The 14736-nt window shown below is 37.2% G+C and carries 11 protein-coding genes; 1 reads left to right on the top strand and 10 read right to left on the bottom strand.

Annotated features, from left to right (window positions below):
• Positions 1-44: 44 nt before the first annotated feature.
• From pnpS to C7N65_RS00845, 4 genes are all read right to left on the bottom strand, one after another.
• Complete coding sequence (gene pnpS, locus C7N65_RS00860; RefSeq protein WP_105992578.1) at positions 45-1763, bottom strand: two-component system histidine kinase PnpS; 1719 nt, start codon at positions 1761-1763, stop codon at positions 45-47.
• Entirely contained in the window at positions 1760-2476 is a 717-nt protein-coding gene (locus C7N65_RS00855) for a response regulator transcription factor (protein WP_105992577.1), read from the bottom strand. The genes pnpS and C7N65_RS00855 overlap by 4 nt, the downstream gene beginning before the upstream one ends.
• 182 nt (positions 2477-2658) lie before the next feature.
• The gene (gene icd, locus C7N65_RS00850) at positions 2659-3924 is read right to left on the bottom strand and encodes an NADP-dependent isocitrate dehydrogenase (protein ID WP_105992576.1); all 1266 of its coding nucleotides are present in this window, start codon (positions 3922-3924) and stop codon (positions 2659-2661) included.
• Between the two features lie 61 nt (positions 3925-3985).
• Positions 3986-5104 (bottom strand): citrate synthase, encoded by a 1119-nt coding sequence (locus tag C7N65_RS00845; RefSeq protein ID WP_105992575.1) that lies wholly within the window; start codon positions 5102-5104, stop codon positions 3986-3988.
• Positions 5105-5465: 361 nt separating this feature from the next.
• On the opposite strand from C7N65_RS00845, the gene C7N65_RS00840 reads away from it, so the two are divergent.
• A complete protein-coding gene (locus tag C7N65_RS00840; RefSeq protein ID WP_105992574.1) occupies positions 5466-6827 on the top strand; it encodes an amino acid permease in 1362 nt (453 codons plus the stop codon).
• A gap of 77 nt (positions 6828-6904) precedes the next feature.
• On the opposite strand, the gene C7N65_RS00835 is transcribed toward C7N65_RS00840, so the two are convergent.
• The 6 genes from C7N65_RS00835 to accD all read right to left on the bottom strand — a co-directional run bounded on the left by C7N65_RS00835 (position 6905) and on the right by accD (position 14706).
• Positions 6905-8146 carry an ArgE/DapE family deacylase gene (locus tag C7N65_RS00835; RefSeq protein WP_105992573.1) on the bottom strand — a complete coding sequence of 414 codons (1242 nt, stop codon included), beginning with the start codon at positions 8144-8146 and terminating at the stop codon, positions 6905-6907.
• 33 nt (positions 8147-8179) lie between these two features.
• Positions 8180-9547, bottom strand: a complete 1368-nt coding sequence (locus tag C7N65_RS00830) for an MDR family MFS transporter (protein ID WP_105993048.1) — start codon at positions 9545-9547, stop codon at positions 8180-8182.
• Between the two features lie 288 nt (positions 9548-9835).
• On the bottom strand, positions 9836-11596 hold the full coding sequence (gene pyk / locus C7N65_RS00825) for a pyruvate kinase (protein WP_105992572.1): 1761 nt from the start codon (positions 11594-11596) through the stop codon (positions 9836-9838).
• A gap of 37 nt (positions 11597-11633) precedes the next feature.
• Positions 11634-12593 carry a 6-phosphofructokinase gene (gene pfkA / locus C7N65_RS00820; RefSeq protein WP_105992571.1) on the bottom strand — a complete coding sequence of 320 codons (960 nt, stop codon included), beginning with the start codon at positions 12591-12593 and terminating at the stop codon, positions 11634-11636.
• Between the two features lie 300 nt (positions 12594-12893).
• Positions 12894-13841 carry an acetyl-CoA carboxylase carboxyltransferase subunit alpha gene (locus C7N65_RS00815; RefSeq protein ID WP_105992570.1) on the bottom strand — a complete coding sequence of 316 codons (948 nt, stop codon included), beginning with the start codon at positions 13839-13841 and terminating at the stop codon, positions 12894-12896.
• Positions 13834-14706, bottom strand: a complete 873-nt coding sequence (accD, locus tag C7N65_RS00810) for an acetyl-CoA carboxylase, carboxyltransferase subunit beta (RefSeq protein WP_105992569.1) — start codon at positions 14704-14706, stop codon at positions 13834-13836. Before accD ends, C7N65_RS00815 begins: the two co-directional genes overlap by 8 nt.
• Between the last annotated feature and the right edge of the window lie 30 nt (positions 14707-14736).

The following is a 14736-nucleotide window of genomic DNA, read 5'->3' as shown; positions in this document are numbered from 1 at the left end:
TGCCACTCATAAAAATAGCGCCGGAAATTCATCCGGCGCAAAGATTATGAGATTTTATTAGATTTATTTTTATTGTCGAAAAAGATAACTTTGAACGTTGTTCCGACACCGACTTCACTTTCAATTTGAATACGGCCATGATAAGCCTCAACAATGTGTTTTGTGATAGAAAGACCAAGACCTGTACCGCCAGAATCTCGGCTGCGTGCTTTGTCTACGCGATAGAAACGTTCAAACACATGCTTTTGATCTTCAGGCGCAATACCAATACCATAGTCTTCCACTTCTAGGACACATTTTTCTTTATCTTTGTACACTCTCACATGGACAACACTGTCTTTTGGCGAATAGTTGATCGCATTACTGACGATATTCACGACAACTTGTGCAATTTTAGACTCTTGTGCATCAATCAACACATAATCTTCAATTTCAGTATCTAACCTGATATTTTTCTTTTTGACGTTCGCATACAGCGTTTTGACAGTATTTCTTGTCACTTCAGATAAATCAACTGGCTCTGTCGTAATTTCTGTCTGCTGCTCAATGTGAGACAAATCAAGCAAGTCTTCTACTAATGATTCAATGCGGTTCGATTCTTTCAAGATAATATTTAAGAATTCATCCAACGTAGTTTCATCATTTTTCGCACCGTCTATCAATGTTTCCGCAAAACCTTTAATAGATGTAATCGGTGTTTTTAACTCGTGCGATACATTTGCGACAAATTCGCGGCGCAGATTTTCAAGTTTCTTCAAGCTGGTAATATCATGCAGCACAACAACCATGCCTTGAAGTCTTTTTTTCTTACGCGACAAAATCGGTACACACACTGTATCAAAGTATCTTTCATGTACATTGTTCAAGTATATTTTAACTTGATCATTAATTGTTTTTTCAGTTTTGAATGCATCGATAATCAACGTATTGAGTTTACCTTTAATCACTCTATTATAGTTTTTGTTTACTACACTTGATTCCGGATTGAACATATCGTAATAAGCAGTGTTCGCAATTACAATCTTGCCATACTTATCAATCATCAATACAGAACTTGGAATATTCTCAAGTGTTGTTTTTAAACGATTCGACTGAATTTTTTGTTCGTTATACATTTTCTGCAAACGGCGCGCCAACTCATTCGTCGTAACGAATAAATCACGTGTCTCTTTGACATTGCTTTCAGGGACACGAATATGGTAATGCCCTTGTGCAAGCAATTTCGTCGCATATGTCACATCGTTGATAGGTCTGATATACGTACGATTGATATTTCTGACAATTAAAAAGACAAGCACAATGATAAACAATCCGATAATCGCAATATATTTCCATGCTTCAAATTGAAGCTGCGTAATCTCGTTGTTATACCCTGTAATGATGACAAAGTGATCATTTGCAATAAATTTATACGTAAATCTGTGGTTGCCTTTATGCGTATCGTATAAAAGATTCGACGGGTTGCCGACAACATTGATGTTCTTGTTAGGCGGGACATCATTTCCTGCCTTAAATAATGTTTTGCCTCCATCATTATTATGTATGGATACTGCAAAATTATTTAAATGTGCAAATTCTTTGATGGTCTGTTCGTGATGCTTTTCATATGACTCATTGATGCGTTCGGCATCATGCTTTAAACTTTCCGCATCCCTTTGCGAGATAGTCGTGTAAATCGCATGATTGATTAATAACCCCAACGCAATGAGACAAGAGATAATCAGTACGGCTAACGTAAGCAGTAAGCGTGTGTAGAACTTCAATTAGCTGACTTCGGTCTTTCTAATTTATAGCCTAAACCACGGACAGTTTTAATCAATTTCGGCTGCTTAGGATTTTCTTCTAATTTATCTCTTAAGTGACTGATGTGCACATCAACAATTCTTGAATCTCCTGTAAATTCATAATTCCATACAGAATTCAACATATGCTCTCTTGTAATCACACGTCCTTGACGCTCGATTAAATATAATAATAATTCAAATTCTTTAGGGGTTAATTCTAATAATTCGTTGTTTTTATATACTTCAAAATATTCAGGTCTGATTTTGATTGAACCTATAATAACATCTTCGTTATCTGTTTCATCTTCTTTTTGGCTGTGCACTTGTTTAGATCTGCGTAAAATTGCTTTAACACGTGCGACGACTTCTCTAGGAGAGAACGGTTTTGTCATATAGTCATCTGCACCTAATTCCAGACCTAAAACACGGTCAAATTCATCATCTTTCGCAGTCAACATTAAAATCGGAACAAGATTTTTATCTGAACGAATCGATTTGCAGACTTCGATACCGTCTAATTTAGGCAGCATTACATCTAATACGACCAAATCAGGTTGAACAGCGTCTAGTTTTTGGAGCGCTTCTTCTCCATCATAGGCCACTTCTACTAAATAACCTGCTGTTTCCAAATTATATTTCAGCAACGTTACAATTGATTGTTCATCATCGACTACTAAAATTTTCTGAGTCATGGTAGTACCCCCTGTGTATTTTTCAACCTAATTATAACTTATATTTTCATAAAGATAACATACTATGTATTAACTTTACACAATCTTAACATTAGGTTAATAACAAAATAATTTGAAAGGTAAAAATAAAAGCTATACCGCTCCCCACAGAGCAGTATAGCTTTCCATCTATTATGAATGGATTATAAGTTTTTAATTAATTCATCAGCGAATTCAGAAGTTTTAACTTCTTTAGCGCCTTCCATCATACGTGCAAAGTCGTAAGTTACAACTTTAGATGCAATTGTTTTCTCAATTGAATCTGTGATTAAGTCAGCAGCTTCTTGCCAACCTAAGTGTTCTAACATTAACACTGCACTTAATAATTCAGATGAAGGGTTTACTTTATCTTGGTCAGCGTATTTAGGTGCAGTACCATGTGTCGCTTCGAAGATAGCATGACCAGTATCATAGTTGATGTTTGCGCCTGGTGCAATACCGATACCGCCGACTTGTGCAGCCAATGCGTCTGAGATATAGTCACCATTTAAGTTCATAGTTGCTACTACATCGTATTCAGCTGGACGTGTAAGGATTTGTTGCAAGAAGATGTCCGCAATTGAATCTTTAATGATGATTTTGCCGTCTGCTTCAGCTTGATCTTGGATTTTGTTTGCTTCATCTTTGCCTTTTTCTTCAACTAGGCGATCATATTGCTGCCAAGTGAATACTTTGTCGCCGAATTCACTTTCAGCTAAATCGTAACCCCATTGTTTGAAAGCACCTTCAGTGAACTTCATGATGTTCCCTTTGTGTACTAATGTTACTGATTTGCGGTTGTTATCAATCGCATATTGGATTGCAGAACGTACTAAACGTTCAGTACCTTCTTTAGATACAGGTTTTACACCGATACCAGATGTTTCTGGGAAGCGGATATTTTTAGCACCCATTTCATCTTGTAAGAAATCGATTAATTTCTTAGCTTCTGGTGTACCTTCTTTAAATTCGATACCTGCATAAATATCTTCAGTGTTTTCACGGAAGATAACCATGTCAGTATCTTCTGGACGTTTAACTGGTGATGGAACACCTTTGAACCAACGTACAGGACGTAAGCATGCATATAAATCTAATGTTTGACGCAATGCTACGTTTAATGAACGGATACCTCCGCCGATTGGTGTTGTTAAAGGCCCTTTAATTGCGATAAGATATTCTTCAATTGTATCTAAAGTTTCTTGAGGCAGCCATTCGCCTGTTTCATCATAAGCTTTTTGACCTGCTAAGATTTCTTTCCATTCAATTTGTTTTTCGCCGTTATAAGCTTTTTCAACAGCAGCGTCTAATACGCGGCTTGCTGCTCTCCAAATGTCTGGTCCGATACCATCCCCGATGATATAAGGGATGATAGGATTGTTAGGTACTAATAAACCGTCTTCTTGTTTTACAATTTTTTCTGGTGCCATTCTAAATTCCTCCGTTAATATAAATTATTGTGATGATTCCAAGTCGTCTCTTTATTTAATATTAGCGATCTTCGATAGGTACATACTCACGATTTGTTTCGCCGATATATTGTGCACGCGGTCTCATAATACGGTTATCTCTATATTGTTCGAAGATATGAGCTAACCAGCCTGAAGTACGGCTGACTGCGAAAATCGGTGTAAATAAATCATGAGGAATATTCATGCTGTGATATACAGTTGCACTGTAGAAGTCAACGTTTGCGATAATGCCTGTACGTTCCTTCATTAAATCTTCAATTTTCACTGAGATATCATACAAGTGTTTTTGACCTGTTTCATCAGTGATTTTCTTACTCATTGTTTTTAAATACTTAGCACGAGGGTCGCCGTTTTTATATACGCGGTGACCAAAGCCCATTACTTTTTCTTTGTTTTTCAATTTATTATCAATATATGGTTCTACTTCATCTACTGAATGAATTTCAGACAGCATATTCATTACACGTTCGTTTGCTCCGCCATGTAAAGGCCCTTTTAATGAACCTACTGCTGCTACAATACCTGAATACATATCAGATAGTGATGATACAGCACAACGTGCAGTGAATGCTGAAGCATTTAATTCATGGTCAGCATGCAATACTAATGCTTTGTTAAACGCTTCTACTTCAATGTCGCTTGGTTCTTCACCGCGCAGCATATATAAGAAGTTTGCCGCATAGTTTAAGCCTTTTTTAGGATAAACAGGCTCTTTGCCTTGTCTTACGCGTTCGAATGAAGCGACTAATGATGCCATTTTCGCTTGGATTCTGATCGCACGGTCATACTTTTCTTCTTCTGTTTCGCTTTCAGCATTTTCGTCAAAATGCGCAACATAAGAAACTGAAGTTCTTAGTGCTGTCATTGGATGAACGTTGTCCGTTGCATAGTCTTCGAAATGATCATAAACTCTTTGATCTAACTTCTTATACTCGTATAGTTTTTCTTGCAACTCATTTAATTCATCTTGTGTTGGAAGTCTATAGTTCCATAATAAGAAAATGACTTCTTCAAATAATGCGTTTTCTGCTAAATCATCGATGTCGTAACCAGCATATGTCAGTTGGCTATCGATAATTGAGCTTACCTTTGTTTCAGCTGCAATTACCCCTTCTAAACCTTTATGCAATTCTGCCATATTAATTTCCCCTTTTCTATAACAAATTGAAATGGCTTTCATTTAGTATTATATCCAATATGAACGCTTTTGTGAACAATTTAGAAACTTTAAATTGTGCATTGATACTATTGTAATTACCCGTACACAGCGAAAAATGCAATTTCTCCTCTTAATTTTGGTAATATATTACATTTTTATAGCTTAAAGTAACGAAATCATCATGATTTCAGCCATCCATTTTAAATTATTATCATTCATAATAACTATATTTCATTGAGAATTGCATGAAAATTCTCATTATTTCCAAAAAATATTTGTCATCTTGAAAGGATATGTGCATAATATTATTAAGGTGCAAAAAGGGAGTTGTTTTTAAACTATGGCAAACAATTTACAAAGAGAACTGAGCAATCGTCACATTCAGTTGATTGCGATTGGTGGCGCGATCGGTACTGGATTGTTCCTGGGGGCAGGACAGACGATAGCGATGACAGGACCTTCCATCTTACTAACCTACATCATTATCGGTTTGATGTTATTTATGTTCATGAGGGGCTTAGGTGAAATTTTGATTTCAAATACTAACTTCAAGTCTTTCGCCGATGTAACAAATGAGTACATAGGACCTTTTGCAGGGTTCGTAACCGGCTGGACATATTGGTTATGTTGGATTATTACAGGGATGGCAGAAGTTACAGCAGTCGCAAAATATGTCAGCTTCTGGTGGCCGCAGATTCCTAACTGGGTCAGCGCTCTGTTTTGTGTCATTATCTTAATGGCCTTCAACTTATTAAGTGCGAAAATTTTCGGGGAATTAGAGTTCTGGTTTGCGATCATCAAAGTGACAACTATCATCGTTTTAATTGTCGTTGGTCTTGGCATGATTTTCGTAGCGTATGAAACGAAATTCGGTCATGCGAATGTGGCTAACCTTTATAATCACGGTATTTTCCCTAAAGGTATTTCAGGTTTCTTCATGTCATTCCAAATGGCAGTGTTCTCATTCGTTGGAATCGAATTAATCGGTGTAACAGCGGGTGAAACTAAAGACCCTGAAAAAACGATTCCAAAAGCAATCAACAGTGTACCTGCACGTATTTTGATTTTCTACGTTGGTGCACTTGCAGTGATTATGTCTATTATTCCTTGGTATAAAGTCGACCCGTCAGATAGTCCGTTCGTTCGATTATTCGCATTGGTCGGAATACCATTTGCGGCTGGTATCATCAACTTTGTGGTACTAACAGCAGCTGCTTCATCTTGTAATAGCGGTATTTTCTCAAACAGCCGTATGCTATTCGGATTATCAAGACAAGAACAAGCACCGCCTATTTTCCATAAAACAAATAGAAATGGTGTACCGCACATTGCGATTATCGTCTCATGTGCCCTATTACTTGTCGCAGCTTTATTAAACTATATTGTTCCGGATGCTACTTTAGTATTTACTTACGTAACAACGGTATCAACAGTATTATTCTTAGTCGTTTGGTCATTAATTACTATCGCGTATATTAATTACCATAGACGCGAACCTAAAAACCATAAAAATGCAATTTACAAATTGCCGGGCGGTAAGTATTCTGGTTATGCAATTTTAATCTTCTTCATTTTTGTATTCGGATTATTATTTGTTAACCCTGTCACAAGAACAGCGATTTTCTTATCACCGATTTGGTTTATCATTTTAGGTTTAATGTATTGGAGATACACACAACAACTTAAGAAACATCAATCATAAAACCAAAAATAAAAAGCACCCAAAAAACAAATCAAACGCCTGCACAGCTTATGTTGTGCAGGCGTATCTTTTTACGCTTATTTTTCAGCGTTTTTATTAGTATATTGTGTTAAAAGCGAAGTGAAATATTCAATGAATTCCAAATATGTCTTTTTATCTACATATTCGTTGATTTGATGTGCTGTACTGCCAGGACCATACATTAAGAATGGGAAGTTTTCATCTTTGTCTTTTAATAAGTTAGATGCATCTGTAACCCCTGGCATTGGTGTAATTAAAATATCTTTATCAAACATATCTTTTGCGATTTGGTAACCTGTTTCGATTAAAGTGTTTTGACCCGTTGTAATAACAGGATCTAAATCTAAATATAAATCTTCTTTTAAATCTGCCCCGTTGTTGTTAGCGGTTTTTAAATGATGGTTGAAGAGTGCTTTAACATCGTCATTGTTATATTCAGGTACCGTTCTGATATTAAATTCAGCTGTTGCGCGATCTGGTACAGAATTGACTTGATTGCCGCCGTTGAAAATCGTATTACTGATGACAAGACCAGATAATACTTTTTGCGCTTCATTTAAATCTACTTTATCTCCAAAGCGGTGTCCTAAATGATTAACCATTTGCTTGAAGTCTAATTGACTTGTATTCAATGTACGGAGTGCTTCTTGATAAGCTTTATCTATATTCAATACAAAGTGCATTAAAGGCTGAATCGCATTGCGTCCGATTATCGGCATAGAACTGTGTGCTGCTTCACCATAAGACGTAATGCGATAATCCATAGAACCTTTATGTGCATATACAATGTTTGTTTCTGACGGTTCCGCAATAATCAATGCATCGACATCATCCATGTATCCTTTTTCATACAACTGTTTAGAACCTAATTGTTCCATTTCTTCACCGCTGGTTGCCATGAATTTAATGGTACCTTGTTTCAATAAGTCTTGTTCTTTGATTTCAATTAAAGCAATCGCCAGTGCTGCTAAACCTGATTTCATATCAGAGGCACCGCGCCCATAAAGCTTGCCGTCTGCTTCAGTTAATTCGAACGGAGGATATTTCCATGCATCGCGATCCCCTTCTGATACGACATCCATATGACCAGAAATACCCACTACAGGTGAACCGCTTCCGATTTTAGCGATTAAATTCACACGTGTCTGTGTTATCTCATCTATTTCAGTTTCAATTCCATGCGCTTCAAACAGCCCTTTCAAATATTGAGCCACTTCTATCTCATTATCATTCACAGAATTAATATTGACGATATTGCTCAAAATATCAACGCGTTCTTCATTAGTTAATACTGACATTCAGAAATCCTTCCTTTCAATAAATAACTTGTTTTATGTTCGCTGCTCTTTAATGAACAGACTTAATACAAAACCGATAATCATAATAATAGTAGTAAAAACAAATGCGGCATCTATCCCTTTGACTGTCGCCATTCTCGCAAGCATTTGCGATGAAACATGGTGGTGTCCATAATCAGTAAAATGTTTTGCGACGGCTGACATAATTGTGATACTGATTGCTGTGCCCATAGCACCTGCAATTATACGTAAAGCATTAATAATTGCAGTCCCATGCGAAATTTCATGATCTTGCAATGCATTTAAACCAGCAGTATTCAATGGCATAATCAATAAGCCTACAGAGAACATTCGTATCGCGTATATCACTACTACGTACCAAAACGGCGTATCTACCGTTAACATGGCATGTAAGATTGTCATCACAATCAGTAGAAGGAAACCAGGGATAATTAATATCCGTGCTCCAAAGCGATCGTATATTTTTCCTGTATAAACCGAAATCATGGCATTGAATACGGCTCCAGGCAAGATAACCAAACCTGATAAAAGCGCTGATAATCCTAAACCTGTCTGCACATACATCGGAATTAATAAAGCAGGTCCGACAATTCCGATAAACAGTGCCATAGACGCAAATGCGGACAAGGAGAAAGTTCTGCTTTTAAACACCTGCATATCCAGTAGAGGATGTTTTAATTTCAACTGTCTTAAACTAAAAACAACGATAATAATAATACCAATCAGTAATGCTGAAATTACAACTGGTGAAGTCACACCTAATTTCCCCACAGTACTGAATGCATATAAAATGAGTCCGAAACCAAATGTAGAATAAACCACTGAAATTTTATCCAGATGTGCTGCTTTAGGTTGATTTTGACGCTCTACAAAGAAGATACCGAAGATAAATACAACGACTGAAATCGCTGCGACAACAAAAAACGGTATGCGCCAAGTAAAATGGTCAATCAGCAGACCTGTTAATGTAGGACCGACTGCAGGCGCTGTTTGTGCAACGATGCCGGTCAATCCCATCGCAAAGCCCCGTTTTTCAACTGGGAACAATGTGAATACTGTAAACTGCATCAGCGGCAGTAGTATCCCTGCACCGATAGCTTGAATAACACGTGCTGCCATTAAAATCGCAAAGACAGGCGAAAGTGCCGCAATGACAGAACCTATTAGAAATACTGCCATGGAAAAGATATACAGCGTCTTCGTTGAATACTTGTCCATCAAATATGCAGTGAGCGGAATCATAATACCGTTCACAAGCATAAAGCCGGTAATCAGCCATTGTGCTGTTGTATCATGCACAGCCAAATCTTTAATGATTGCAGGCAGTGCTGTATTTAGAATCGTTTGATTCAACATCGCCGCAAAGGCACTGATCAGCATGATCACTACAATCACATTTCTCTTTTGATGAGAAGCGTGCTTAACCTCCAATATTAAACCTCCCTTCTGAAATAAATTACAGAAAAAACTTTATCATAAATAGTTAGCTTAGCAAACCAATTTACTTATTAAATAATAATAAAAATTACCTTAAAGTTATTAATATTTCCTAGTTTATGTATCATTACATGAATTATTCTATCTTTCATACATCTAACAAAAAAACTGCCTGCTTCAAAAAGAAACAGACAGCTTATATTATTTAATATGAAATTTTAATACTTTTAATTAAAGTACGTTTGCGTAACCGTCATAAACACGACCAGTGTTCGCATCTACAGTAACAACCGCATCATCATGGATTAATTTAGTTGCGTTGCTTGCGCCAACGATTGTTGGGATACCTTGTTCTAAACCGATGATTGCGCTTGGAGAAGTAATACCGCCTTCTTCTGCAACTAAACCAGCAGCTTGTTCAACATAAGGTACGAATGTTTCGTCAGTAGAGTGTGTTACGATTACTGCATTAGTAAGGTCTTTGCCTTCTAATTCAGAAGCTTCGTTAACTACTACAGCATTACCTACAACAGAGTTGCGGCCAACGCCTTGACCTTTAACAAGTTCGTCGCCTACTAAATGTAATTTCATCATGTTAGTAGTACCTTTTTCACCAGTTGGTACACCAGCAGTGATAATTAATAAGTCACCGTTTTGTACGCGACCAGTTTCGATTGCTGTAGCCACTGCATTGTTTAATAATGCATCAGTTGTTTTGCGGCCTTTTTTAACAACTGGGAATACGCCCCATACTAATGCTAATTGACGTGCAGTTTCAGGACTTGGTGTAACTGCGATAATGTCTGAATGCGGACGGAATTTAGAAATTGTTTTAGCAGTTGAACCACTTTCTGTTGCTGCAACGATTGCTTTAACTTTTAAGTTAAGTGCAGTATGTGCAACAGAAACACCGATTGCGTTTACTAAGTTAGTTTCTTCTAATTTAGTACGATCGTTTAATAATTTTTTGTAGTTTTGAGCAGCTTCAGCAGCAACTGCGATATTTCTCATTGCTTTAACTGCTTCTTCAGGATATAAACCAGCAGCAGTTTCACCAGATAACATTACTGCGTCTGTACCATCATAGATAGCGTTTGCTACGTCACTTGCTTCGGCTCTTGTAGCACGTGGGTTACGTTGCATAGAGTCTAACATTTGAGTTGCTGTGATAACTGGTTTGCCTAATTTATTACATTGTCTGATAAGGTCTTTTTGGATAACTGGTACATTTTCAGGTGGAATTTCAACACCCATGTCACCACGAGCTACCATTAAACCGTCAGAAACTTCAAGGATTTCTTTAATGTTGTCGATACCTTCTTGGTTTTCGATTTTAGGAAGAATGCTGATGTTAGTGTTGCGTTCTTCTTCTAAAATTTTACGGATATCTAACACGTCGCTAGGACGACGTACGAAACTTGCTGCGATGAAGTCAACGTTTTCGTCGATACCGAAGCGGATATCGTCCGCATCTTTATCAGTGATACCAGGTAAGTTTACTTTAACGTTTGGTAAGTTAACACCTTTTTTATTTTTGATTTCACCAGAGTTTAAGATTTCGCATAATACTTCGCCTTTATCTTTGTTGATTTCTTTAACTTCTAATTCAACTAAACCATCGTCTAACAAGATGTATGAACCAAGTTCGATATCATTGATTAAATCTTCATAAGTTACAGAAAATTTGTCGGCTGTTCCAAGTACTTCAGTCATGCTGACGATAACTTCTTTACCTTTTTCTAAGTTGATCACACCGTTTTCCATGTTGTGTGTTCTGATTTCAGGTCCTTTAGTATCCAACATGATTGCAATTGTTTTATCTAAACGTTTCGCAACTTCTCTGATACGGTCAATACGTACTTTGTGTTCCGCATGATCACCATGTGAGAAGTTTAAGCGGGCAACGTTCATCCCAGCGTTCATTAATTTTTCTAACATTTCTTCAGATTCTGATGCAGGTCCAATCGTACAAACGATTTTAGTTTTTCTCATTATAAAAGCCTCCTAAAAAAATTCACTAAATTTATCATTAAATTGATAATTCTTGTGCTAACTCATACATGTTTAAATCAAATTTATTACCTTTATTATTGAAGATATCATCAAATGGTGTTTGAGTTAATTGGTTTTGTTTAATACCTACTCCCAATGCTGTTTTACCTTCAATTAACAATTCAACGGCATGACCGCCTAATCTTGATGCCAATACTCTATCTTGACCAGTTGGGCTTCCGCCGCGTTGGATATGGCCTAATACAGATACGCGTCCATCAACATGGATGTATTTGGCAAGTTCATCAGCGCAAGATTGTCCTGACATAACACCTTCAGCAACCATTACGATTGAATGTTTTTTACCTCGTTTAATACCGGCTTCTATTTTTTCTGCGATATCTTTGATATCAGTTTTTACTTCTGGCACTAGAATTGTTTCTGCACCAACAGCTAAACCAGCCCATAAAGCTAGGTCACCGCAATCTCTACCCATGACTTCGATAATAAATGTTCTCGCATGACTTGATGCAGTATCACGGATTTTATCGACAGATTCAATAATTGTATTGAGCGCTGTGTCAAAACCGATTGTAAAGTCTGTACCTGGAATATCATTATCAATTGTTCCCGGTATACCGATAGTTTGAATATCAGGGCACTCTTCACTGATACGTTGTGCACCGCGGTAGCTTCCGTCACCGCCGATTACTACTAATCCGTCAATTCCATGGCTTCTAAGATTTTCAATTGCTTTCGCACGTACTTCTTTATCTTTAAATTCTGGGCAACGTGCTGAGTAAAGGAATGTACCGCCTCTTTGGATTGTATCTCCCACTGATCCTAATTCAAGCTTCTTAAGATCATCATTTATCAATCCGAGATAGCCTTGATACACACCGTAAACTTCAATCCCATTATAGATGGCTGTACGCACAACTGCTCGAACGGCAGCATTCATTCCCGGTGCGTCTCCACCACTAGTCAAAACTGCAATTTTTTTTCATGACAACTGACCTTCCTAACTTGTATGATTTACATTAAAAATACCATAAAATAGCGTGGTTATCCATAAAAATACAATGCAATCTATAATGTAAACGTTTTATATTTATCATTTCGAAATATAGCCACACTTTTTATTAAATATCGAATCGATACGGAGAAAATCTACTCATTATTCGTACCATTTTTAATGTATTATGCCATTGCCCTTAAAGTGAAAATCAAACGCATTTTTGATACAAAAAAGGATTCTATACTACTTCGTTAAAAAGAAGTATAGAATCCTTTTCCCTTATTGTTCCTTAAATTCACCCATTTGGCGGAATTTATTAAATCTATCGTCAGCAAGCGCTTGGCCATCTAGCTTTTCAAGTTCAGCCAATTGCGCTGTAAATGCCTTTTTAATATTTTTTGCTTGTTCTTCGATATCTTTGTGCGCGCCGCCTAAAGGTTCAGTTATCATTTCATCAATGACACCTAATTCTTTTAAATCAGGCGCAGTAATTTTCATTGTTTCAGCCGCAATTTTAGAAAGATTGCTGTCTTTCCACAATAATGCTGCTGCACCTTCAGGTGAAATAACAGAATACGTACTGTTTTCTAGCATCAATACTCTGTTCGCAATACCGATACCTAAAGCACCGCCGCTTCCGCCTTCACCAATTACCAATGTAATTACCGGTACTTTCAAGCTTGCCATTTCAATTAAATTTCTGGCAATCGATTCGCTTTGACCGCGTTCTTCGGCTGCTTTACCAGGATATGCACCTTTTGTATCGATAAATGTAAAGATAGGTCGATTGAACTTTTCAGCTTGTTTCATCAAACGCAGAGCTTTTCTGTATCCTTCAGGATGTGCCATCCCGAAGTTACGGTAAATATTATCCTTCGTATCTTTACCGCGCTGTTGTCCTACGATTGTAACAGGTTGACCATTTAAATAACCCAATCCGCCGATCATAGCCGGGTCATCTCTAAAGTTTCTGTCACCATGTAATTCGATGAAGTCATCGAAAATATACGGAATATAATCTAAAGTTGTCGGGCGCTCTTGCAGTCTTGCTAATTGGACACGGTCCCAAGGTTTAAGATGCTTGTAGATTTTTTCAGTTTCCCTTTGAAGAGAAGCTTCGAGCATTTCGATTTCTTCTTGTAAATCCACATCATTTTTCTCCTGAGATTCTTTCAAAGCTTCTATTTTATTTTTAATATCAAATAACGGCTTCTCGAAATCAAGCATCTTTTTTCACCCCTTGTCCTGTATGCATTCTTAATAACTGGCTTAATGTAGCTTTCATTTCTTTACGGTGTACCACTTTGTCTAATTGACCGTGCTCTAATAAGAATTCAGCCGTTTGGAAATCATCCGGCAATTTCTCATTAATCGTTTGTTCAATGACACGGCGGCCCGCAAATCCGATTAAAGCTTGCGGTTCTGATAAGTTGATATCGCCAACAGATGCAAAACTTGCAGAAACGCCTCCTGTTGTCGGATGTGTAATATAAGAAATATATAATAAGCCTGCATCAGCGTGTCGTTTTAAAGACACACTTGTTTTACCCATTTGCATTAATGAAATAATACCTTCTTGCATTCTTGCTCCGCCGCTGGCTGAGAAAAGAATGAAAGGTAATTTATGTTCAGTACAATAATCTATAATACGGCAGATTTTTTCTCCGACTACAGAACCCATACTGCCCATTCTGAAACGCGAATCCATAACTGCAACACCATAAGCAACGCCATCTAATTCAGCTGTCCCTGTAACTACCGCTTCTTTCAAATCCGTTTTGCTTTGGTCTTTTTGAATCTTTTCCTCATATCCAGGGAAGTCTAATGGATTCGCAGACGTCATGCCTTTATCAAATTCTTTAAATGTACCTTCATCTGAAATTGCTTCAATTCGTTTATATGCGGTCAATGATAAGTGATGATCGCAATTGAAACATACATTGAGATTTTCAGAAAGTTCTTTAGTATACATGATCTTTTTGCATTTAGGGCATTTAGTCATGATACCTGATGGAACATCATTCTGTTTTGAATCTTGAACAGTAACATATTTTTTCTTTTTACTGCCGCGATTAAAAAAATCTTTAAACATTGGTCAACCTCCACATCACTATTATGCTGA

Origin of the sequence: Staphylococcus simulans (genome assembly GCF_002994445.1) — a bacterium.
Classification (GTDB): Bacteria; Bacillota; Bacilli; order Staphylococcales; family Staphylococcaceae; genus Staphylococcus; species Staphylococcus simulans_B.
Note: the sequence above shows the minus strand (reverse complement) of the source record. Positions and strands in the feature narration are given on the sequence as shown.